The sequence below is a fragment of the Sphingomonas sp. Root720 genome (genome assembly GCF_001428605.1).
Classification (GTDB): Bacteria; Pseudomonadota; Alphaproteobacteria; order Sphingomonadales; family Sphingomonadaceae; genus Rhizorhabdus.
In genome coordinates this window covers 175,509-197,422 of record NZ_LMID01000014.1, presented here as the reverse complement: position 1 = coordinate 197,422, position 21,914 = coordinate 175,509, and the positions used below count along the sequence as shown (strand labels likewise).

The window sequence follows — 21,914 nt, the reverse complement described above, 5'->3', positions numbered from 1 at the left end:
CCTCTTATTTGAAGCGATAGGTGATGCGACCCTTGGTCAGGTCATAGGGCGTCAGCTCGACCAGAACCTCGTCGCCCACCAGCACGCGGATGCGGTTCTTGCGCATCTTCCCGGCGGTGTGGCCGAGAATCTCGTGATCATTTTCGAGCTTCACGCGGAACATGGCATTGGGCAGCAGTTCCACGACCTGCCCGCGCATTTCCAGCAATTCTTCCTTGGCCAAACTCTTGCCTCTTCAGGATGGTCTTCGGGATTTCGCGACGCCCATACGCGCTTGACCACGAAAAGAAAAGCGGTGCCGGATAACCGCAAAAGGATCGATCGGGCGTCGAGGCGATTGCGCCGGGCCGTCCTATTCTCTAGCGCCGCTTGGAAAAGCGGCAAGGAGACGAAGGTGACCGAGGACGAGATCAAGGATGGCTTCCGCCACGCGATGCGCCGGCTGGCAACGACGATCGCATTGATCACGTCGGGCAAGGGCGAGAACTGGACGGGCATGGCGGCGACGGCGGTGATGTCGGTCTGCGCCGAGCCGCCCACCCTCCTCACCGCGGTCAACCGCACCGCCAGCATCCATCCGGTGCTGATGGCCGAGGATCTGTTCTGCGTGAACCTGCTCGCCGATCGCCACCGCGATCTCGTCGGCATCTTCAGCGGCAAGAAGAAGGGCCTCGAGCGCTTCGACGAAGGCGGCTGGGCCGCGGGGCCGGACGGCATCCCGGTGCTCGGCGACGCGCTGGCCAGCCTGGTCTGCCGCACCACCCAGCGGATCGACGTCGGCACCCACACCCTGTTCATCGGCGAGGTCGAGCATGTCGTGAACCATGACGATATCTCGCCGCTCGTCTGGGTCGACGGCACCTTCGCCAACGCCGCGCGCTAGCATCTCGGGCGATGCGGGTCGCGCGGCTCAGCCGACCCGCTTCGCCTCGATGATCTTCACCGGCTGCCTGATCAGCTGGCCCTTCATCGATCCCGATCCGCCCGGCCATGTCTTGGCCGCCAGGATGCGCTGCAGCACCGGCTTGCCCGAGACGAGCCGGCCGAAGGCGGCATAGCCGGCATTGGCGTCGCCGCCGCCGGGCCTGGCGTCCATCGCCGGGGCGTCCCCGGCCAGGATGAAGAACTCGCCCATCGCCGATCCCGGCTCGCGCCGCGCCATCGATATCGTCCCGTCGACATGGCGGATGCCGGTCTTCGTGGTCGGCTCATGCTTGATCGGCGGCAGCGAGCGGCGCGCGTCGCGGTGGACGCCGCCCTGGATGAAGCCGCGCTTCGGATTGCCGATCGCGCGCGCGGCCCGGTAGAAAGTGGTGCCGTCGAGCTTCTTCTGGTCGACATAGGCCAGGAAATTGCCCGCCGTGATCGGCGCGCGCTTCGTGTCGACCGCGACGACGATCGTCCCCTCGCTCGTCTTCAGCGCGACCTTGACGGTGGCGGGCGCGGGGGCGGCGATGGCGGGGGCGGCGGCTGGGACGACGGCGAGCAGCGCCAGCGCGATCGGGAGGAGACGGCGAATCATGCCGTCCTTGTAGCGCGCCGCGCCGCGGGCGCGACACCCCCGCCGCGAACTATCCCGCCGCGCGCTCCTCCAAAGGGTGGCGCCGGTTCGCTCTCCGGCCGTGGCAACCGAAGGTTAGGGCAGCGAACCGGCGCCTCACGGCCCGGGGCAGGGCCGCTTTCTCATGGGAAGCTCTTTCTCGTGACGGCTCGACGCCGCCGCGGGTCCCGGAAATCCTGTCTAGCTCGCATGATAATGGTTCGCAATAGCATAATTTGGCCGCCTGCGATCCCTCACGCGCGTTTTGGGGGGTGGCCGACCCTCCTTCCGCTGGGGTAGACGCTGGGGGCGACAGGGCGAATGGTTCGGAACCGGAGATCGAAATGAAGCGCGGACAGGTCGCCATCGCTGCGGGATTGCTGCTGGTCTGGCCGGTCGCGGCCCAGGCGATGGTCAGCGAGGCCTCGGCCGAGATGCGGCAATATGTCCGGGCCCGGCTCGCCGACGCCGCGGGCATGCCCGATGCCGCCGCGTCGAGCTATGCCCGCCTGCTCGAAGCCTCGCCCGAGGACAAGCGGCTGGCGCTGCGCACCTATCGGCAGGCGCTGACCGCCGGCAACTACAAGCTCGCCGGCCTTGCCGCGGCGCAGCTCGACCGGCTCGGCGCGCTGCCGCCCGACGGAGCGCTGTTGCTGTTCGCGCAGGCGGTCGTCGCACGCGACTGGAACCGCTCCAACGCGGCGATCGGGCGGATCGAGCGCGAGCAGGTCTTCGCCTTTCTCGCACCGGTGATGCGCGGCTGGGTCGCCTATGGCCGCAAGTCGCCCGATGCCGCCCGGCTGGCGGCGCCCGGCGGCGGATCGCAGCTCGCCAACGCCTATTCGCGCGACCATCATCTGCTGATCGCGCTGGCGTCAGGCCGCAACGACGTGCTGCCCGACCTGCGGCGGCTGATCGCGGCGCACGACATCCGCTCGCTGCGGCTCCAGCTCGCCGCCGCCGCCCTGCTCACCAAGCGCGGCGACATGGCGAATGCGCGGGGCATCCTCGACGGCACGGCGCCCGAACTGGTCAAGGCCCGCGCGACCCTCGACGCTGGCAAGCCGCTCGGCGGCGCGATCGACACGCCCGAGCTCGGCCTGTCCGACCTGTTCGCGCAGCTCGCCATCGACGTGAAGGGCGACGGCCGCTCGCCCGTCTCGCTGCAGCTCGCGCGGATCGCGGGCTATCTCGCTCCGGACAATGCCGCCGCGATCATCGCCACCGCCGACCTGCTGACCGCCAACGGCTATCACGACGCCGCGCTCGCCCTGCTCGACAAGGTCGCGCCCGACAACCCTCTCTGGGAAGCCGCGCGCCAGCAACGCAGCGGCATCCTGCTGTCGATGGGCAATCGCCAGGCCGCGCTCGCCGACGCGCAGAAGGCCGCCGCCCGGCCCGACGCCAGCGCCGCCGCGCTGGTCGAACTGGGCGGCATCCTGACCGAACTCGACCGCCCCGCCGAAGCTGCGCAGGTCTATCGGCGCGCGATCGGCGTCGACACGGCGCAGGGCCAGCCGAACTGGGCGCATATGTTCCTCACGGCCGGCGCCCTCGACCGTTCGGGCGACTGGGAGGGCGCCAAGAACCTGCTTCGCCAGGCCAGCGCGCTCGCGCCCGGGCAGGCGGTGATCCTCAACTATCTCGGCTACGGCATGCTCGATCGCGGCGAGAGCCTGCCCGAGGCGCAGGCCTATATCGAGCGGGCGAGCAGCCTCGATCCCAACGACGCCGCGATCGCCGACTCGCTCGGCTGGCTCTATTACAAGCGCGGCAACTATCCGGGCGCGATCGCGGCGCTCGAACGCGCGGTCGCTGGCGAGCCCGGCCAGTCGGTGATCAACGAGCATCTCGGCGACGCCTATTGGGCGGTCGGGCGGCGGATCGAGGCGCGCTACGCCTGGCGCGCCGCGCTGGTCCAGGCCGAGAAGGCCGACAGCGAGCGGCTGAAGCGCAAGCTGGCCGACGGGCCCGCCGGCGCGCCGGGCAGCCGCCTCAGCGCCAACTGATCGCCGGACCCCGCGACATGCCCCCGGCGGCCGGAGACCGCGCCACCCGTTCGACCGAAACCGCCTATGCCAAGATCAACCTGGCGCTGCACGTCCGGCGCCGGCGGGCCGACGGCTATCACGACATCGAGACGATCTTCGCCTTCGCCGAGGAGGGCGACCGTGTCGGGGCCCGGCCCGGCACCGCCCGGCTGACCCTGTCGGGGCCGTTCGCGGCGGCGCTCGCCGGCGCGGATCCGGAGGACAATCTGGTGATCCGCGCCGCCCGCGCGCTCTGCGCCGCGATCGGCGGCGCGCCGCCGCCCGCGATCGCGCTCGACAAGCGGCTGCCGGTCGCGGCCGGGATCGGCGGCGGATCGGCCGACGCCGCCGCCGTGCTGCGCCTGCTGTGCCGCGACCGGGGGATCGCGCCCGACGATCCTCGCGTGACCGCGCTCGCCGCCGAACTGGGCGCCGACGTGCCCGCCTGCCTGCGGTCGACCCTGGCGCGCGGCGACGGGCGCGGCGACGCGCTGGAGGCGGTCGAAGCCGGCCGCCTCGCGGGAATGCCGCTGCTGCTGGTCAATCCGCGCGTCGCCCTGCCGACCGGGCCGGTCTTCGCCGCCTGGGACGGGGTCGATCGCGGCCCCCTTGCCCCCGGCGATCCGCTCGCGGCGGCGCTGGCGGGACGCAACGACCTCGAGCCGCCCGCGCGCGCGCTCCATCCGGTGATCGGCGACGTGGTAGCCCTGCTCGCCGCGCAGTCGGGGGCGATGCTCGCCCGGATGTCGGGGTCGGGGGCCACCTGTTTCGGATTGTTCGCGTCGCAGGCCGACCGCGACGCCGCCGACCGGGCCATCGCTGCCCGCCGCCCCGACTGGTGGCGGCTTGCGAGCAGGCTTCGGTGAGACGAAAAGTTAGAGCGGCCGCTCTACTCGACCTTGGCGATCGTCACGCCGTCATATTTGGCGTCGGCCGCATCGTAGAAGGGCTGCACCGTGAACGCGTCGACGGTCAGCGAGACATTGCCGAGGCCCGCCAGCTTGAAGGTACCGAGCTTGAGCTCGGCGGGGACCTTGCCGTCGCGCAGCGTCACCACCCCGTCGATGAACAGATCGTCATGCTTGGTGTAGAGGATGTGCGGCGCGATCGTCATGCCGGTGCGGTTGTAGACCGCCGTGATCGCCAGCTTGCGGCGGATCGCCTGGGCTATGATCTGCGCCTCGGCCGACAGCGCCGGCCCTTCGGCGGGCGCGACGACGCGGCTGAGCGAGAGGGTCTTGCGCGGAGTGGACATCGAAGGCGCGCATATCGGGGAGTGGACGATAAGGCAAGCGCGCTGCGGTTCAGCGTGGCGCAAGCAGGGCTGCGGCACAGCACGGCCATGACCCGCCCGCTGCTCGCCCTGCTCTTCCTCGCCCTGCCCGCCGCCGTCGCTGCCCAGACGGTTCCTGGCCAGGCGGTTGGCCGGGCCGCCCCCGACCAGGGGGAGGATGCCGAGCACCGCGCCGACCGGCTCCGCACGATCGAACTCAACCGCCGCGCCCAGTCGGTGGTCGACCGGCGCGATCGCTCCAATATGGATGTTCGCGAACGGAACCGGCGCGCGCAGGACCATTATCAGCGCGAGCGCGCCGAATGGCGCCGCCGGGTCGCCGCCTGCAACGCGGGCGACCATGACGCCTGCGGATCCTGACGCCACCGCCTGATCCTTACTGGATGCGCACCGGCTCCAGCCGGCCGAGCTTGTCGGGATTGCGCATGATGAAGATGTCGGCGATCCGCCCCTCCTCGTCATAGCCGAAGGAGACGGTCGCGACGGGATGCCCCTCTTCGAGCAGGATGACGCCGCGCCCGCCGCTGATGTCGGCCTCCAGCCATTCATACTTCGCCCACCAGCGACTCGCCTGATGGACGCAGGCCAGCACCATGCGATGGCCCTCGAGAACCTCCAGGAAGGCACGGGCCTTGCCGCCGCCGTCGGCGGTGATCCGGACGTCGTCGGCGAGCAGCGTGCCGAGCAGGTCGGGCCGGTCGGTGGTGACGGCCAGCTTGAACGCGTCGAGCAGCCGCCGCTGCATCTCGATCGGCGTCTGATGCCGCACCTTCTTCTCGCCGATGCTCGCCTTCGCCCGCGACACGAGCTTGCGGCAGGCCGCCTCCCCGATCTCCAGGGTCGCGGCGATCTCCCCATAGGGCCGCCCGAAGATCTCGTGCAGCAGATAGGCCGCCCGCTCCTTCGGGGTCAGCCGCTCGAGCATCAGCAGAAAGGCGGTGCCGAGCGACGATGCCAGTTCCCCCTCCCCCTCCTCGGGATCGACCGCCCTATGGATCGGCTCGGGCAGCCAGGCGCCGACATAGTCCACCCGGGTCCGATGCGCGGCCCGCAGCAGATCGAGGCAGCGGCGGGTGCAGACCGTGGTCAGCCACCCGTCTGCAGTGTCGATGGCGTCGCGCTCGGCCGCGCTCCATTTCAGGAAACAATCCTGGACCGCATCCTCGGCGTCGACCCGCGAGCCGAGGATGCGATAGGCCAGGCCGAGAAGTCGTGGCCGCGCGCGTTCGAACAGGGCTGCGTCCTGGCCGTCCATCCTCAATGCCTCGAAATGCCGATCCGGTTCCACATATTGATCGTCGCGATCAGCGCCGACAAGGCGGCCAGTTCCTTCTCGGAAAAATGCTCGCGCAACCGTGCCCGCAGGGCGCCGAGGTCGGCGTGATGGTCGAGCGTGGTCAACGCCTCGGTCCAGGCGAGGGCCGCCTTTTCGCGCTCGCCATACACCCGCGCCTGCTCCCAGATGACGAGGTGGTCGAGCCGTTCGTTGGTTTCGCCGTCGGCGCGCGCCTCGCGCGTGTGCATTTGCACGCAATGGCCACAGCCGTTGATCTGCGACGCCCGCAGCATGACAAGGTGGCGGAGCAGCGGCTCCAGTTCCTGCCCGTTGATCACCGCCTGCACCTCGGTGAAGGCCTTGATGATATCGGGCGTCTCCTGCTCGTAGCGGGGGGCGGACGTTGCGTTGGTCATGATCGTCTCCATCATTGGTCTACGATGCCATGACGATCGGGCTTTGCCGCCTGTGACGTTCCTCGGGAATTTTTCGGGCACCCTCCTCCCCTTCATCGTCATGCTGAACTCGTTTCAGCATGACGATGAAGGGGAATGAAAAACGGGCCGGAGTTTCCCCCGGCCCGCTCGGTATCACATGTTCGGGTAGTTCGGCCCGCCGCCGCCCTCGGGCGTCACCCAGTTGATGTTCTGGGTCGGGTCCTTGATGTCGCAGGTCTTGCAGTGGACGCAGTTCTGCGCGTTGATCTGCAGGCGCGGCGCGCCTTCCTCGCGGCCGACGATCTCGTAGACCCCCGCCGGGCAATAGCGCTGCTCGGGCGCGTCGTACCAGGGCAGGTTGATGTCGATCGGGACGCTCGGGTCCTTGAGCTGGAGGTGGACCGGCTGGTCTTCCTCATGGTTGGTGTTCGACAGGAACACCGACGACAGGCGGTCGAAGCTGATCACGCCGTCGGGCTTGGGATAGTCGATCTTCGGCGCGATGTCCTGGCGCCACATCCCCTCATTGTCCTTGTGGTGCTTGAGGGTGAAGGGCAGGCCGATGCCGAGGTTGCGCATCCACATGTCGGCCCCCGCGAGAAGCGTGCCCGCGAACGCGCCGAACTTCGCGATGAACGGCTCGGCGTTGCGGACGATCTTCAGCTCCTTGGCGATCCAGCTGTTCTCCAGCGCGTGCGGATAGCTGGTCAGCTCGTCGCTGGCGCGGTCGGCGGCGATCGCGTCGAACGCCGCCTCGGCCGCCAGCATGCCCGACTTCATCGCGGTGTGGCTGCCCTTGATGCGCGGCACGTTGACGAAGCCCGCCGAGCAGCCGATCAGCGCACCGCCCGGGAAGGTCAGCTTCGGCACCGCCTGCCAGCCGCCCTCGTTGATCGCGCGCGCACCGTAGGAGACGCGGCGGCCGCCCTCGAGGATCTCGCGGATCTTCGGGTGCTGCTTCCAGCGCTGGAACTCCTCGAACGGATAGAGGTGCGGATTCTTGTAGCCGAGCCCGACGACGAAGCCGAGCGCGACCTGGTTGTTCGCCTGGTGGTAGAGGAAGCCGCCGCCGACCTCGTCGGTGAGCGGCCAGCCCTGGGTGTGGATGACGCGGCCCGGCACATGCTTGTCCGGATCGATGTCCCACAATTCCTTGATGCCGATCGCATAGGTCTGCGGCTGGCAATCGGCCTCCAGGTCGAAATGGCCCTTGAGGACCTTCGACAGGTGGCCGCGCACGCCCTCGGCGAAGAAGGTGTAGCGCGCGTGCAGCTCCATGCCCGGCTGATAGTCCGGCTTGTGCTCGCCCTCGCGGCTGACGCCCATGTCGCCGGTGGCGACGCCCTTCACCGAACCGTCCTCATTGTAGAGGATCTCGGCGGCGGCGAAGCCGGGGAAGATCTCGACGCCGAGCGCCTCGGCCTGCCCGGCGAGCCAGCGGCACATGTTGCCGAGCGACAGCGTGTAGGTGCCCTTGTTGTGCATGAAGCCGGGCATCGCGATGTGCGGCATCGAATATTGCCGCTTCTCGGTCAGGATCCAGTGATGGTTCTCGGTGACCGGCACGGTCAGCGGACTGCCCATCTCCTTCCAGTCGGGGAGCAGCTCGTCCAGCGCGATCGGGTCGACCACCGCGCCCGACAGGATATGTGCGCCGACCTCGGATCCCTTCTCGAGCACGCAGACCGCGATCTCGCGCCCCGCTTCCACGGCGAGCTGCTTGAGCCGGATCGCCGCCGCCAGCCCCGCGGGCCCGGCGCCCACGATGACGACATCGTAAGCCATCGATTCGCGCGTCGACATTTTCCTCGTCCTTGTCCTGCTATCCGATCATCGCATCATTCAAACGTCATGCCCCAAAGCCGCTGCCCCGAGATTGACGCCCTCGTCAACCCGTTCCTTTAGAGGAGCCATATGGATTTGGGGGCAAATCTCGGCTCGGCCGCTGAAATCGCAAGCCTGATGGGCTGGTGGGAGGATGCTGGGTTCGACGTGCTGGTGGACGAGGCGCCGCGCGACTGGCTCGCGCGTGCCGAACCGCCGGTGGCGCGGCCCGTCGTCGCGGTTCCGCAGCCCGCCGCCGCGCCCGTCCCCGCCGTGCCGATCCGGCCCGAGGCGCCCGCGCCGGCCGCGGAGCCCGGGCTTCCCGACACGCTGGCCGGCTTCCAGTCCTGGCTCGCGACCAGCGACGCGATCTCCATGCCCCTGTCCGCGCGCGTTGCCGCCTCGGGCGATCCCGCCTCCGGCCTGATGGTGCTGATCGACCTGCCCGAGGCCGAGGATCCGGCCAGCGGCCGGCTGCTGTCGGGCGCGGCGGGCGAGCTGTTCGACAAGATGCTCGCGGCGATGGGCCGCGATCGCCAGTCGCTCTATTTATCGGCGATGGCGCCCGGCCGGCCGACGGGCGGCTTCGTCGACCGCGCCCAGGGCGCCCTGTTCGCCCGGCTGGCCCGCCACCATGTCGCGCTCGCCAAGCCCCGTGCGTTGCTGCTGATGGGCGAGCAGCCCTCGCGCATCTTCCTCGACCTCGGCTTCGTGGAAGCGCGCGGCCGGGTCCACGATGTCAGCCTGCCCGGTGGGGCGGTCGGCGCCGTCGCGACCTTCCATCCCCGCACCCTCCTCCAGCATCCCCAGCAGAAGCGCCGCGCCTGGGAAGATCTGCAACTGTTGATGAAGCACCTCGGATGATACGCAAATTCCTGCTTGCCGGCGCCCTCGCCGCCCTTCCCGCGCTCGCCGCGGCCCAGAACGCGGTGGCGGTGCCCGTCGCCGCGGTCGGCGTCGCCGCCGCGGCGCGGCCGACGCCATCTCCCCCGTCGCCCCCCCTGCCGATCGTGTCGGGGCTCACCGCCGACCAGCGGACCGCCTATCGCGCGATCTTCGCCGCGATCCGCGGCGGTGACTGGACCGGGGCGCAGGCCGGAATCGACCGGATCCCCGCCGGGCCGCTGAGCGACGTCGCCCAGGCCGAGCTGATCCTCGCCAAGGGATCGCCCCGGATATCCGACGACCGCCTGATCCAGGTGGTCGCCACCGCGTCCGACCTCCCCGAGGCCGCCGACCTGGCGGCCCTGGCATCGCGCCGCGGCCTCGTCACCGCCGCGCTGCCGGTGACCCGCGACCTCGTCCGCTATGCCGGTCCGTCGAAGCGCCAGTCGGCTAGGTCGCAGCGCAGCGACCGCGCCGCCGCCACGCTCTCGCAGGTCGCGGCGCCGCTGCTGCGCGACGACCGGCCGAGCGAGGCCGAGGCGCTCGTCGTCGGCCGGCTGGACCAGCTGTCGCCCGAAGCGCAGGCCGAATGGCTGCAGCGCGTTTCCTGGGCCTATTATCTGTCGGGCGACGACGCCAGCGCCCGCCGCATCGCCGATCGGGCCCGGTCCGGCGCCGGCGACTGGGCGGTCCAGGCCAGCTGGGTATCGGGCCTCGCCGCCTGGCGGCAGCATGACTGCCAGTCCGCCGGCACCGCCTTCGAGGAGGTGTCCTCGCGCGCCCGCGATCCGGAGATGGTCGCCGCCGGCCTCTACTGGGCGAGCCGCGCCGACATGGCCTGCGCCCGTCCCGAACGCGTCGAACCGCGCCTGCGCTCGGCGGCGCGGATGAAGGAGAGCTTCTACGGCCTGATCGCCCAGGCGGCGCTCGGCATCAGCGACGAAGGCGGATCGAATCTCAAGCTCACCGCCAACGACTGGGCCTCGATCGGCGCGATCGCCAATGTCCGCCGCGCGACCGCGCTGGCCGAAATCGGCGAGACCGGGCTCGCCGAGGAAATGCTGCGCCACCAGGCCAGGATCGGGCTCAGCCGCGACCATGAATCGCTGATCCACCTCGCCGCGCGGCTCGACCTTCCGGCCGCGCAGATCTGGCTGGCCCAGAACGGGCCGTCGGGCGCGCGGCTCTCGGCCTCGGCCCGCTATCCGATGCCCGCCTGGACCCCGGCCTCGGGCTGGCAGGTCGACAAGGCGCTGGTCTTCGCCCATGCGCTGCAGGAATCGCGCTTCAAGACCGACGCGATCAGCTCGGCCGGCGCGCGCGGCGTGATGCAGCTGATGCCCGGCACCGCGCAGATGGTCGCCCGCCACCTCGGCCGCACCGTCGATCCCGCCGCGCTGTTCCAGCCGGCGACGAGCATCGACCTCGGCCAGGCCTATCTGCGCGAGCTGGCGGAGAGCAGCGGCACCGGCGGGCTGCTGCCCAAGGTGATCGCCGCCTATAATGCCGGGCCGGGCTCGGTCGCCAACTGGAACGCGCGCGGGCGCAACCTCGACGATCCGCTGCTGTTCATCGAATCGATCCCGTTCGTCGAGACCCGCGCCTATGTCGCGATCGTGCTGCGCAACTACTGGATGTACCAGCGGCACAGCGGCGCGAAGCCCGCCAGCCTGATGGCGATATCGCAGGGGCTGTGGCCGCGCTTCCCCGGCATGCCCGGCCGCCCGGCGATCCGGCTGACCTCGCTCGGCACGACGGCGGCGGCGGACTGACCGCCTCTATTTTGTCATCCCGGGCTTGACCCGGGATCCCGCTTCTTCCCAACGTGGCGATTGCAGAGCAGCGGGACCCCGGGTCAAGCCCGGGGTGACGTTGGACGCTGAGTGGTTGAGCGAAGAGAACCCATCATGCCGATCAAGGAAGACCTGCCCTTTCATCCCGTCCGCATCGCGGTGCTGACCGTGTCCGACAGCCGCGACCTTTCCACCGACCGATCGGGCGATACGCTCGTCGCGCGGATCGAGGGAGCCGGCCATATCGTCGCCGACCGGGCGATCGTCCGGGACGATGTCGACCTGATCGTCGCGCGGCTGCACGGCTGGATCGACGATTCGCAGGTCGACTGCGTGATCACCACCGGCGGCACCGGCGTCACCGGCCGCGACGTCACCCCCGAGGCGCTCGCCCGCGTCCAGGACAAGGAAATCCCCGGCTTCGGCGAGCTGTTCCGCTGGCTGAGCTATGCCAAGATCGGCACCTCGACGATCCAGTCGCGCGCCACCGCCTGCGTCGCGCGCGGCACCTATGTCTTCGCGCTGCCGGGATCGACCGGCGCGGTCAAGGACGGCTGGGACGACATCCTCGTCCACCAGTTCGACAGCCGCCACATGCCCTGCAACTTCGTCGAGCTGATGCCGCGCCTCACCGAGCGGTGACGGCGGTGACGCATGATCGGACCGCGGATGCGGGCCGCCCGGCGCTGAGGGCCAGACGAACTAAGCCAGCTTCAGCCCCTCCTGGTTCATCGCCTTGGTCAGGGCCGCATTCTCGTCCTCGTCGAGCAGCCCGCGCAGCCTCGGGAAGATCTTCTCCTCCTCGTCGCGCATATGCTCCTCGAGCATCGCCCGGAAATCGCCGATCTTCGACAGGAACAGCGGGTGGCTGGTCGACATCTGGCCCAGCTCGAACAGATATTGCTTCACATAGCCATGGTCGCTGTTGAGGCGGTCCGCCTCGGCGACCTGGCCGTGGGTGCGCAGCATCGCATAGACGGCATTCTCCTCCTCCAGCGCATGCTTGGCGAGGGCATGGCCGATCTGGGTGAGCAGGATCGATCGGCGCGTGCCGTGGCTGCTCTCGGTCGCCTGGATCTGGTCGAACAGCTTGAGCACCGCGCGATGCTCGGCGGCGAGCCCCTCGTCCCATTCGCCCGCCATCATCGTCGGCGCCTGGACGAAGATCTTGCGGACGGCGTTCGCGGCGAGCCCGGCGGTCAGGCCGGCGGCCGCGCCGATCGCGAAGCTGCGCGTGGTCTTTTCCTCCAACATGGCATTTCTCCTGCGGTTCTCGGGAATTGCGGTCAGAACGATCCAATCCCGGCGGGGTTGCGGAAACGCAGGCGAAACAACCGCTTAGAAGCAGACGGGTCAGAAGAGATCGAGCTGGTCGGTCGGCACCCTGAACAGATCGGTGCGCAGCTCGAGCCGCTCCGCGTTCATGCCATGCCGGCGGCAGGCGAGCAGGAAGCGCGCCTTGAGCGCGGCGGCATAGGCGCCCTGCGGCCGGAAGCGGTCGAAGAAATTGGGATCGTTGTCGCGCCCGCCGCGCATCTCGTTGATCATCGCCATCACCTTCGCCGCCCGGTCGGGATAGTGGATCTCCAGCCATTCGCGGAACAGCGGCGCCACCTCGTGCGGCAGCCGCACGACGATCGAGAAGGCCGATCGCGCCCCCACCTCGGCGCCTGCCGCGACGATCGCCTCGATCTCGTGGTCGTTGATCGCGGGCACGATCGGCGAGACGCTGATCGAGGTCGGCACCCCGGCCTTCGCCAGCGCCGCGATCGCCGCGATCCGCTGGCGCGGCGCCGAGGCGCGCGGTTCCATCCGGCGGGCGAGCGCAGGGTCGAGCGTCGTCACCGACATCATCACCGCCGCCAGCCGCTTCTCCGCCATCGGCCCGAGCAGGTCGATATCGCGCATGATCCGCGCCGACTTGGTGGTGATCACCAGCGGATGGTCGTGCTCGGCCAGCACCTCGATGACGCCGCGGGTGATGCGCCAGCGCTCCTCGATCGGCTGATAGGGATCGGTGTTGGTCCCCATCGCCATCGGCGTGCACTGGTAGCCGCGCTTCGCCAGCTCCTTGCGCAGCAGCGCCGGGGCGTCGGGCTTGGCGAACAGCTTCGTCTCGAAGTCGAGCCCCGGCGACAGGTTCTGATAGGCGTGGGTCGGCCGCGCGAAGCAGTAGATGCAGCCATGCTCGCAGCCGCGATAGGCGTTGATCGAGCGGTCGAACGCGATGTCGGGCGATCGGTTGCGGGTGATGATCGTCCGGGGCGTCTCGACCGTCACCTCGGTCCGGCGCGGCGTGCCCTCGCCGTCGATCCCCTCGCGCGCGTCGAGCCAGTCGCCGTCATCCTCGCGGCCCCGGTCGTCGAACCGCGCGCTCGGGCGCGTGCTGGCCGCCCCCCGGCCCTTGATGGCCGGCGGCAATATCGGTGCCGAGTCGCTCATCGATAGAACATATCATGAACATATCATCCCGCAAGCTTGTCCGGCGCGCGCTTTGAGATAAGTTCGGTGCCGGGAGGGACCATCCATGGCCCGGCTGGAACATTGCAACATCCGCAGCTTCGACCTGGCGGCGACGATCCGCTTCTACGAGGATGTGATCGGCCTGCGCGCGGGGCCGATGCCCGGCCGGACGGGGCGGGGCGCCTGGCTCTACGACGAGAGCGACATCCCCGTCGTCCACGTCATCGCGCTCGACCCGGACATGCGCGAGGCGTCGCTGGCCGAGATCCGCGGCCGGCTCGGCGACCTCGCCGGCCCGCTCGACCCCGACAGGATGCAGGGCACCGGCGCGATCGACCATATCGCCTTCCGGTGCCGGGACCATGACGCGATGGTCGACCGGATCGAAGCCCATGCGCTTCCCTACCGGACCTTCGACATCCCCGCCTACCAGCTGCGGCAGATCTTCGTGAACGACCCGAGCGGCGTGACCCTCGAGCTCAATTTCCGCGAGGGGTGAGGGAGAGCCGCCCCGGCCCTGTCCGCCCCCCGCTCGGTCCGCCCCCCGCTCGCGTCATGCCAGCGCAGGCTGGCATCTGGGCGGGCTCTTGCCTCCCGCTCGTCTCCTCGACGCAAGAGATGCCAGCCTGCGCTGGCATGACGGCGATCTCCGACCGCCTCGGCATCCGATCATGGAGACGGCGCCCGCCCCCACAAGTCGCCCCGGGCTTGACCCGGGGTCCCGCTGCCTTCCCGTCGGAGCGACGCTCAGCCGATCGTCAGGTCAGCCGATCCGTCACATCCGCACCTAGCGGACCTGGGGGGCGGCCATCCTTGCTCATCTCGGATAGTGAACTGCTGCATCCCGAACAGCTGGCCCCTCCATGCCACGGCTACCGGCTTCTCGGCAGCTTCGCGCAATAGGTCGCTCCGCCGCCGTTCAACGCGCGGCCGGCTTGCCCTCGTCCGCCTTCTTCTCGTCCCCGCCCTCGCCGATCAGCCCGCCCGCCTTGCGCCGGTTGCCGACCCAGTCGACGATCGCCCGGCCGGTGGCGTTGAGCAGCGGGTGGGTTCGCGAAGTGCGCATCCAGCCGGGCCGCTCGGCCGTCGCGCCGTAGAGCGTGTCGTAGCCGAGGTTGATCGCCAGATAGCCGAGGGTGACGATGATCAGCCCCTTGAGCGCGCCGAAGCCGAAGCCCAGCACCCGGTCGAGCGGGCCCAGCACCGAGCTTCGCATCCGCTGGCCCAGCGTGCCCGCGATCAGCTTGCCGCCGGCATAGACGATCAGGAACACCAGCGCGAAGGCGAGCACGCTCGCCCCGCTCGGATTGCCGACGACATGGAGGAGCAGCGTCGTCGCCACGCCGTGGAACAGCTTGAGCGCGACGATCGCGGCCACCCACGCGAACAGCGAGATCACCTCGGTCACGAAGCCGCGCATCACGCCGAACAGCGCGCCGCCGAAGATCGCCAGCAGCACGATGATGTCGAGACCGGTCAGTCCACTCATAGCGGCGCCTAGCTACCGGCGCCCGAGGATATGGTCAACGAGCGCGCCGAGGCTGGCGAAGCTTTCGTGCCGCATGCCGGGGGTGGCCCCGTCCTTGGATGCGGGCCCCCACGCCTTGGCGAAGCCCAGCTTGGCGGCTTCCTTCAGCCGCAGGCCGCCATGCGCGACCGGGCGGATCTCGCCCGACAGCGACACTTCGCCGAAGGCGATGCAGTCGGTCGGCACCGGCCGTTCCGCCAGCGCCGACACCAGCGCCGCCGCGACCGCGACGTCGGCGGCCGGATCGGACACCCGGTAGCCGCCCGATATGTTGAGATAGACCTCCGCCGTCGAGAAGCTGAGCCCGCAGCGCGCCTCGAGCACCGCGAGGATCATCGCCAGCCGACCCGAGTCCCAGCCGACCACCGCGCGCCGCGGCGTCGCCCCGCTCTGCAGCCGCACGATCAGCGCCTGGATCTCGACCAGCACCGGGCGGGTGCCCTCGATCGCGGGGAAGACCGTCGCCCCGCTCATCTCCTCGCCGCGCGCGCTCAGGAACAGCGTGCTCGGATTGGCGACCTCGTCGAGCCCGGCCTCGGCCATCGCGAACACGCCGATCTCCTCGGTACCGCCGAAACGGTTCTTGACCGCGCGGAGGATGCGATACTGGTGGCTGCGCTCGCCCTCGAAGCTCAGCACGGTGTCGACCATATGCTCGAGCACGCGGGGCCCCGCGATCGATCCGTCCTTGGTGACGTGGCCGACCAGCACCAGCGCGGTGCCGCGTTCCTTGGCGAAGCGGATCAGTTCCTGGGCCGAGGCGCGGACCTGGCTGACCGTGCCCGGCGCGCCCTCGATCAGGTCGCTGTGCATCGTCTGGATCGAATCGATCACCAGCAGCGCGGGCGGCGCCTTTTCGAGCGTCGTCAGGATGTCGCGCACCGAGGTGGCCGAGGCGAGCTGCACCGGCGCCTGCCCGAGCCCCAGCCGGCGGGCGCGCAGCCGCACCTGGTCGGCCGCCTCCTCGCCCGAGATATAGGCGACCGACTGCCCCGCCATCGCCATCCGCGCGGCGGCCTGGAGCAGCAGGGTCGACTTGCCGATCCCCGGATCGCCGCCGATCAGGGTCGCCGAAGCCGGCACCAGCCCGCCGCCCAGCGCGCGGTCGAACTCGGCGATGCCGGTGTTCCAGCGCTTGGGCAGCGGAATGTCGGCGTCGAGCCCGACCAGGGTGATCGCCCGCCCGCCGCTGCGCAGGTTGTGCTTCGCCGCGAAGACGGTGACGTTGGCCGTTTCCTCGACCAGCGAATTCCATTCGCCGCAATCGGCGCACTGCCCCTGCCAGCGCGTGGCGACGCCGCCGCAGGCCTGACAGACATAGCGTTTCTGCGGCTTGGCCATCCGGTCCTCACATGAACGAAGCAGGAACATAGCGAGCCGACGGCGAAAGGGCAACGGGGGTCGTCCCTTCCGTCACCCCAGCGCAGGCTGAGGTCTCGGGAGAGACGGGAACCGCACCTCTCCGGAGATGCCAGCCTGCGCTGGCATGACGATCTCCAGGACACGCATCGCGCCTCCCTTGGCATTGACCGGCATATGTGGGACATCGCCGGTCATGCGGGAGAAGGAACTGCGGCTCGCGCTGGTCTGCTACGGTGGAGTCAGCCTGGCCGTCTACATGCACGGGATCACCAAGGAGTTGTGGCGGCTCGTCCGGGCCAGCCGCGCCTTCCACGACGGGGCGCCCGCCTCGACCGGCAGCGAGGCGATCTACCGCCGCCTGCTCGAACAGATAGAGGCCGAGAAGGGCGTCCGGGTGCGGGCGCTGATCGACGTCATCGCCGGCGCCAGCGCGGGCGGGCTCAACGGCATCTTTCTCGCCCAGGCCGTCTCGACCGGCCAGTCGCTCGAGCCGCTGACCCGGCTGTGGCTCGAAAAGGCCGATGTCGAGGTGCTGCTCGATCCCGACGCGCGGCCGCTGCGCTGGTTCACCAAGCTCTGGGCGCTGCCCTTCGCCTGGATGCTCGCGCGCAGGCGGGGCGGCACGGTCGAGCGTACCGTCTCGCGGGACACCCGGTCGGAGGTGCGCCGCAAGCTGTCGGGTTTCGTCCGGGCGCGCTGGTTCAACCCGCCCTTCGGCGGCGCGACCTTCACCAACCTGATCCTCGACGCCTTCGACGCGATGGCGGCGGGGCCGATCGGGCCGCCGCTGCTGCCCGATCGCCAGCCGCTCGACGTGTCGGTCACCGTCACCGATTTCCACGGCTATGACCAGCGGCTGCGGCTGCACAGCCCCGAGCTCGCCCAGGAGCGCGAGCATCGGCTGATCATCGGCTTCACCGACCGCGGCATCGACGGGCGGCAGCTCGCCGACCCGATCGAGCTGACCTTCGCGGGCCGCGCCACCGCCAGCTTCCCCGGTGCCTTCCCGCCGTTCAACGTGGCCGAGATGGACAAGGTGCTGAAGGTCCGGAAGCGCGACTGGAACGGCCGCGAGGCCTTCCTCCAACGCATCTTCCCGAGCGCGGCGGCCAGCGGCAGCCCCGAGGATCTCGTGCTGATCGACGGGTCGGTCCTCGCCAACGCCCCCTTCCGCCCCGCGATCGAGGCGCTGCGCAACCGCCCGGCGCGGCGCGAGGTCGACCGGCGCTTCCTCTATCTCGATCCGACCGCCAACGTGCAGGCGCCGCCCGAACGGACCAGCGACGGCGTCGTCCGCCTGCCTGGCTTCTTCGCGACCATCTTCGGCGCGATGTCGACCATTCCGCGCGAACAGCCGATCCGCGACAATCTGGAGATGATCGAGCAGCGCTCGGGCCGCATCGCCCAGACCCGGCGGATCATCGACGCGATCCGCGCGGAGGTCGACGCCGCGGTCGAGTCCGCCATGGGCCGGCAGATCCTGCTCTACCGGCCGAGCACCGAACGGCTCGGCAGCTGGCGCGCGCGCGCGCACGAGCAGGCGGCGCGGCAGGCGGGCTTCACCTATGCCGGCTACGGCCAGCTCAAGCTGACGATCATCGCCGAGGAACTCGCCTCGACGATCGCGCTGATCGGCGGCGGGGACGACAGCAGCTTCCGCCAGACGGTGCGGGCGGGGATCGGCGCGCATATGCGCGACCTGGGCTTCGAGGAGCCCGACGCGCTGAGCGGCGGCGCCACTGTCGAGCCGCTGCTCGACTTCCTCCGCCAGCACGACCTCGGCTTTCGCATCCGCCGGCTGCGCTTCCTTGCGGACCGGCTGACCGAGATCGAGACGGGCAATGGCGGCAGCGACGAGGCGGGCCTCCAGGCGGCGCGCGACGCGATCTACGGATCGCTGGCGCCGTTCCTCAACCTGCAGATGCGCGACCATTATGAACGGCCGGTCGCCGCCGCCGCGCAGCATTTCGTCGAGGATCCCGCGACCGCGCTCGCCAGCATCGCCGCGACCCGCAACCTCGCGGCGCTCGATCTCGAGACCGACCGGGCGATCGCCGCCGTGCTGCCGCGCCTCTCCAGGTCCGATCGCCGCAGCCTGCTGCTCGGCTATCTCGGCTTCAGCTTCTTCGACCTCGCCACGCTGTCGCTGATGCGGCTGCAGGGCGCGCAGGAATTCCACGCCATCCAGGTCGACCGCATCTCTCCCGACGACTGCGATTCGATCCGGTCGGGGGGCGCGGCCGCGACGCTGAAGGGGATCGAGTTCAACCTGTTCGGCGCCTTCTTCAGCCGCGCCTATCGCGAGAACGACTATCTGTGGGGGCGGCTCCACGGCGCCGAACGGATGATCGACGTGCTGATCTCGACCATCCCGATGGGCGAGACGATCGCCGAGGAGGACGTCGCCGCGGTCAAGCGCACGCTGTTCCGCGCGATCCTCGACGAGGAACGCGGCCAGCTGACGACCATCCCCGACCAGATCGCCGCGATCGAGCGCGAGATCGGCTGAACGACCAACGCCTTCATGCCAGCGCAGGCTGGCATGACGGGATGCAGGACGACCGACCAGGCGCGCGCCCTCTCCACGGGAACGGGCTGCCGTCAATGATGCCCGCTTCACGGGGACGACCGACAGGTGAGGAGCACCCTCCTTCCGTCATGCCAGCGCAGGCTGGCATCTCAGGCGGCTCCTGCCTCCCGCTCGCGTCCATTCTCGTGAGATGCCAGCCTGCGCTGGCATGACGAGATACAGGACCACGCTCCCGTCCTCTCCACGGGAACGGGAATCCATGATCGCGGAGCAGGTCGTCCTGCGGACCGACATCCTGGATTCCCGTCATCACGGGCTGTCGTCAATGATTCCCGCTTCACGGGAACGACCGACAGGTGAGGGGCGCCCTCCTTCCGTCATGCCAGCGCAGGCTGGCATCTCAGGCGGCTCCTGCCTCCCGCTCGCGTGCATTCCCGTGAGATGCCAGCCTGCGCTGGCATGACGAGATACAGGACCACCGACCGCGCTCTCCACGGGAACGGGAATCCAGGATCGCGGGGCAGGTCGTCCTGCGAACCGACATCCTGGATTCCCGTCATCACCGGGCCGTCGTCAAGGATTCCCGCTTCACGGGAACGGCCGACAGGTGAGGAGCACCCTCCTTCCGTCATGCCAGCGCAGGCTGGCATCTCAGGCGGCTCCTGCCTCCCGCTCGCGTCCATTCCCGTGAGATGCCAGCCTGCGCTGGCATGACGGGATACGGGACCACCGACCGCGCTCCCGCCCTCTCCCGTCATCACCGGGCGGTCCGCGGACCGCCCGGTACGCTCAGAGGTTGTCGACGCTCTTGCTGACGAGGATGTTCACCGCGACGCGGCGGTTCTGCGCCTTGCCTTCCTCGGTGTCGTTGCTCGCCAGCGGGTCGGCCGTGGCCATCCCGGTCGGGGTCAGCATGCGATAGGGTTTCCAGCCGCAGGCCTGCTGGAGATAGTTGATGACGCGGGCCGCCCGCTTCTCGCTGAGCTGCTGGTTGACCTCCTCGGGTCCGGTCGAATCGGTGTAGCCGACGACCAGCATCAGGGCGTTGTCGGTCCCCTCGGCGGTGGTCGCCGTCGAGCAGAGATTGGCCTTGTCCTCGGGCGACAGCTCGGCCTTGCCGGTATCGAAGTGCACGTTGGTCGTGCTCTTGATGTTGTACTTGTCGATATCGCCCAGCCGGCCGCGCAGCGCTTCGGTCGCCGCGGTCTGCTCGGCGAATTGCTGGTCGGTGGCGTTGCGGATCATGTTCGCGGTCTTGAAATCGCTGTTCTTGAAGTTGATCTGGCTCGCGACCAGGCCGATGCTGGGGTCGCTCGCCGACTGCAGCGTCTTGACCGTCACCGGCAGCCCGTTGAGCAGCGAAGCCGCGGTCGGCTTGGTGCGGCTGCCGCCGAACAGTCCGCTGGCGCCCTTGATCTTGGTAGCGTCGGCGATCGTGACGATCGTGCTGCTGCCGTCGCTGGCGGTGACCTTCAGCCGGTCGCCGCTGCGCGCGGAGATGACGCCCTTGACCTCGGGACCCGCAGTCAACGAGGCGAAGTCGGGAATGGGAACCCCATCCACGACAATATTCGATTCGCCCGAACCCTGCTGCTGGGCAGACAAGCTGCCCGCCACGGACATGGCCAACATGGCGATAAGGATACGAACTCTTGGTCTATTGGAAATGACAGGCATGGAACGACTCCTTTTACCTCCCCCAGTCGTTCCTGCGTGTTCGGATCAACCTTTCTGGCAGATGAACGCCCCCGGCCGGCCGCCTCGCCGGCCGGTCATTCGAGCGCGGCGTGCGGCGAACCGATGGCAACTGCGCCGCCGGCCGAACTCAATCCCGTGCGCAAGCCCACTGCGCGAGCGTCGGGACCAAGGCGCCCGACTCCAGTCCGAAGATGCCGGGCAGGCTGGCGACGATCCAGTTCCCCGCCGCATTGCCTTCGAGGAGCACCGGGCCCCGCGGGGTCAGGATGATATCCCAGTGGATCAGGGACAGGGGTGGAAGCCCGGTCATGGCCCGCAGCGCCATCGCCACGGCTTCGTCGAAATCGGGGACGATCCGGCCCGCCAGCCGGGCTCCCTGCTCCAGCCGCTCGATCCGCCTCCGGGGTTCGGCGAGGGAAAGCCCGGCGGCGGTCCGTGCCCCGGCCGGATCGATGGGGGCATAGATCGTCCCCTCCAGGAAATGGCGGGGATTTCGGCCGGCGCGGGCGATCATCAGCAGAGCCGAATCGAGAAACGGCGCCCTCCCGGGCGCGCGGGCCGTGGCCAGGCGCAGGACGGGGGGGCGCCCGTCGCCGGCGAGGTCGGCGATGGCGTCCGTGGCGATCAACCGATCCTGCACGAGCAGGTCGTCATGCGCGAGCAGCCGGTTGATCCGCCCAACCACCGCGGGCGGCTCCACGGCCGCCCCGTCCATGCGCAACGCGCCGTCGTCCCGCGTCAGGGCAAAGGCGCCGCGTCCGCCCGAGCCATGCCGGGGCTTGAGGAACAGTCCGGCGCCCGTGCCCGCGCCGGCCGCTATTTCCGACGGCGCGGCACTTCCCCGATCGAGCACCGCGCGCATGGCCGGCACGGCAAGGCCCAGTTCCGAAAGCCGTTCGCCCAGCGCCAGCTTGTCCGCGAGCAGCGCGTGGCCCGCCGGATCGCCGAGCCGCCGGAAGACGAGCGCGGCCGATCGCGCCGGCAGCGGATGGCGGTCGCCATGCAGGCCTCGCCAGACATGAACCTCGATCGGGTCCCCGCCGGTGAGCAGGCAATCGCCATAAAGGCGCCCGGTCGCGGGCCAGGCCAGCCGTGCCGCGCGCGCGAACTGCAGCGTCCTGCCGAGCGCGGCGAGGCCCCAGCCCGCGCGGTTGCCAATCGTCAGAAACGGTCGAAGCGGCGCGGGATACCGCAGACGCCAATCGCGCGCGGCCGACGCCCGCATCTCGGAAAGCGGGTCGTCGGAGCGACTAT

At 69.7% G+C, this 21,914-nt stretch carries 21 protein-coding genes; 9 read left to right on the top strand and 12 right to left on the bottom strand.

Features of this window, described 5'->3' with window-relative positions; all coding sequences use genetic code 11:
* Positions 1-4 precede the first annotated feature (4 nt).
* Positions 5-223, bottom strand: coding sequence for a translation initiation factor IF-1 (infA, locus tag ASE22_RS21705; RefSeq protein WP_010162480.1), 219 nt, complete (start codon positions 221-223; stop codon positions 5-7).
* Positions 224-394: 171 nt separating this feature from the next.
* Here infA and ASE22_RS21700 point away from each other — a divergent pair, with 171 nt between their 5' ends.
* Positions 395-883: a flavin reductase family protein gene (locus tag ASE22_RS21700; RefSeq protein ID WP_056364729.1), complete on the top strand. Its 489-nt coding sequence runs from the start codon at positions 395-397 to the stop codon at positions 881-883.
* A 27-nt stretch (positions 884-910) separates the two neighbouring features.
* Here the strand turns inward: ASE22_RS21700 and ASE22_RS21695 are convergent, their stop codons facing one another.
* The gene (locus tag ASE22_RS21695; protein WP_056364496.1) at positions 911-1,522 is read right to left on the bottom strand and encodes a peptidylprolyl isomerase; all 612 of its coding nucleotides are present in this window, start codon (positions 1,520-1,522) and stop codon (positions 911-913) included.
* Positions 1,523-1,884: 362 nt separating this feature from the next.
* Between ASE22_RS21695 and ASE22_RS21690 the strand changes: the two genes are divergently transcribed.
* Together ASE22_RS21690 and ASE22_RS21685 are read left to right on the top strand one after the other, a co-directional pair.
* Positions 1,885-3,549 (top strand): tetratricopeptide repeat protein, encoded by a 1,665-nt coding sequence (locus tag ASE22_RS21690; RefSeq protein ID WP_056364493.1) that lies wholly within the window; start codon positions 1,885-1,887, stop codon positions 3,547-3,549.
* Between the two features lie 17 nt (positions 3,550-3,566).
* Entirely contained in the window at positions 3,567-4,436 is an 870-nt protein-coding gene (locus tag ASE22_RS21685; RefSeq protein WP_056364491.1) for a 4-(cytidine 5'-diphospho)-2-C-methyl-D-erythritol kinase, read from the top strand.
* 23 nt (positions 4,437-4,459) lie between these two features.
* Here the strand turns inward: ASE22_RS21685 and ASE22_RS27950 are convergent, their stop codons facing one another.
* Positions 4,460-4,825, bottom strand: coding sequence for a hypothetical protein (locus ASE22_RS27950; RefSeq protein WP_082545533.1), 366 nt, complete (start codon positions 4,823-4,825; stop codon positions 4,460-4,462).
* 21 nt (positions 4,826-4,846) lie between these two features.
* On the opposite strand from ASE22_RS27950, the gene ASE22_RS21675 reads away from it, so the two are divergent.
* The gene (locus ASE22_RS21675) at positions 4,847-5,224 is read left to right on the top strand and encodes a hypothetical protein (RefSeq protein WP_056364489.1); all 378 of its coding nucleotides are present in this window, start codon (positions 4,847-4,849) and stop codon (positions 5,222-5,224) included.
* Between the two features lie 16 nt (positions 5,225-5,240).
* On the opposite strand, the gene ASE22_RS21670 is transcribed toward ASE22_RS21675, so the two are convergent.
* The 3 genes from ASE22_RS21670 to ASE22_RS21660 form a co-directional block, all read right to left on the bottom strand.
* The gene (locus ASE22_RS21670; RefSeq protein ID WP_056364488.1) at positions 5,241-6,119 is read right to left on the bottom strand and encodes a sigma-70 family RNA polymerase sigma factor; all 879 of its coding nucleotides are present in this window, start codon (positions 6,117-6,119) and stop codon (positions 5,241-5,243) included.
* 2 nt (positions 6,120-6,121) lie between these two features.
* On the bottom strand, positions 6,122-6,556 hold the full coding sequence (locus ASE22_RS21665; RefSeq protein WP_056364723.1) for a carboxymuconolactone decarboxylase family protein: 435 nt from the start codon (positions 6,554-6,556) through the stop codon (positions 6,122-6,124).
* Between the two features lie 174 nt (positions 6,557-6,730).
* Positions 6,731-8,380 carry an electron transfer flavoprotein-ubiquinone oxidoreductase gene (locus ASE22_RS21660; protein ID WP_056364486.1) on the bottom strand — a complete coding sequence of 550 codons (1,650 nt, stop codon included), beginning with the start codon at positions 8,378-8,380 and terminating at the stop codon, positions 6,731-6,733.
* Between the two features lie 111 nt (positions 8,381-8,491).
* Between ASE22_RS21660 and ASE22_RS21655 the strand changes: the two genes are divergently transcribed.
* The 3 genes from ASE22_RS21655 to moaB all read left to right on the top strand — a co-directional run bounded on the left by ASE22_RS21655 (position 8,492) and on the right by moaB (position 11,721).
* Entirely contained in the window at positions 8,492-9,265 is a 774-nt protein-coding gene (locus ASE22_RS21655; protein WP_235536393.1) for a uracil-DNA glycosylase family protein, read from the top strand.
* Positions 9,262-11,058, top strand: a complete 1,797-nt coding sequence (locus ASE22_RS21650; protein WP_056364484.1) for a lytic transglycosylase domain-containing protein — start codon at positions 9,262-9,264, stop codon at positions 11,056-11,058. The genes ASE22_RS21655 and ASE22_RS21650 overlap by 4 nt, the downstream gene beginning before the upstream one ends.
* Positions 11,059-11,193: 135 nt before the next feature.
* Positions 11,194-11,721 carry a molybdenum cofactor biosynthesis protein B gene (gene moaB / locus ASE22_RS21645; protein WP_056364482.1) on the top strand — a complete coding sequence of 176 codons (528 nt, stop codon included), beginning with the start codon at positions 11,194-11,196 and terminating at the stop codon, positions 11,719-11,721.
* Positions 11,722-11,781: 60 nt separating this feature from the next.
* On the opposite strand, the gene ASE22_RS21640 is transcribed toward moaB, so the two are convergent.
* A complete protein-coding gene (locus ASE22_RS21640) occupies positions 11,782-12,333 on the bottom strand; it encodes a hemerythrin domain-containing protein (protein ID WP_056364480.1) in 552 nt (183 codons plus the stop codon).
* A gap of 99 nt (positions 12,334-12,432) precedes the next feature.
* Complete coding sequence (locus tag ASE22_RS21635; RefSeq protein WP_056364478.1) at positions 12,433-13,521, bottom strand: PA0069 family radical SAM protein; 1,089 nt, start codon at positions 13,519-13,521, stop codon at positions 12,433-12,435.
* 85 nt (positions 13,522-13,606) lie between these two features.
* Here ASE22_RS21635 and ASE22_RS21630 point away from each other — a divergent pair, with 85 nt between their 5' ends.
* Positions 13,607-14,041, top strand: coding sequence for a VOC family protein (locus ASE22_RS21630; RefSeq protein ID WP_056364476.1), 435 nt, complete (start codon positions 13,607-13,609; stop codon positions 14,039-14,041).
* Positions 14,042-14,461: 420 nt separating this feature from the next.
* Here the strand turns inward: ASE22_RS21630 and ASE22_RS21625 are convergent, their stop codons facing one another.
* Together ASE22_RS21625 and radA are read right to left on the bottom strand one after the other, a co-directional pair.
* Positions 14,462-15,031: a CvpA family protein gene (locus ASE22_RS21625; protein WP_056364474.1), complete on the bottom strand. Its 570-nt coding sequence runs from the start codon at positions 15,029-15,031 to the stop codon at positions 14,462-14,464.
* Between the two features lie 12 nt (positions 15,032-15,043).
* Entirely contained in the window at positions 15,044-16,411 is a 1,368-nt protein-coding gene (radA, locus tag ASE22_RS21620; RefSeq protein ID WP_056364472.1) for a DNA repair protein RadA, read from the bottom strand.
* Between the two features lie 214 nt (positions 16,412-16,625).
* Here radA and ASE22_RS21615 point away from each other — a divergent pair, with 214 nt between their 5' ends.
* On the top strand, positions 16,626-18,941 hold the full coding sequence (locus tag ASE22_RS21615; protein WP_056364470.1) for a patatin-like protein: 2,316 nt from the start codon (positions 16,626-16,628) through the stop codon (positions 18,939-18,941).
* A gap of 810 nt (positions 18,942-19,751) precedes the next feature.
* Here the strand turns inward: ASE22_RS21615 and ASE22_RS21610 are convergent.
* Both ASE22_RS21610 and ASE22_RS21605 read right to left on the bottom strand, forming a co-directional pair.
* Complete coding sequence (locus ASE22_RS21610; RefSeq protein WP_056364468.1) at positions 19,752-20,639, bottom strand: OmpA family protein; 888 nt, start codon at positions 20,637-20,639, stop codon at positions 19,752-19,754.
* A 148-nt stretch (positions 20,640-20,787) separates the two neighbouring features.
* A complete protein-coding gene (locus tag ASE22_RS21605; RefSeq protein ID WP_056364467.1) occupies positions 20,788-21,885 on the bottom strand; it encodes a sugar-transfer associated ATP-grasp domain-containing protein in 1,098 nt (365 codons plus the stop codon).
* Between the last annotated feature and the right edge of the window lie 29 nt (positions 21,886-21,914).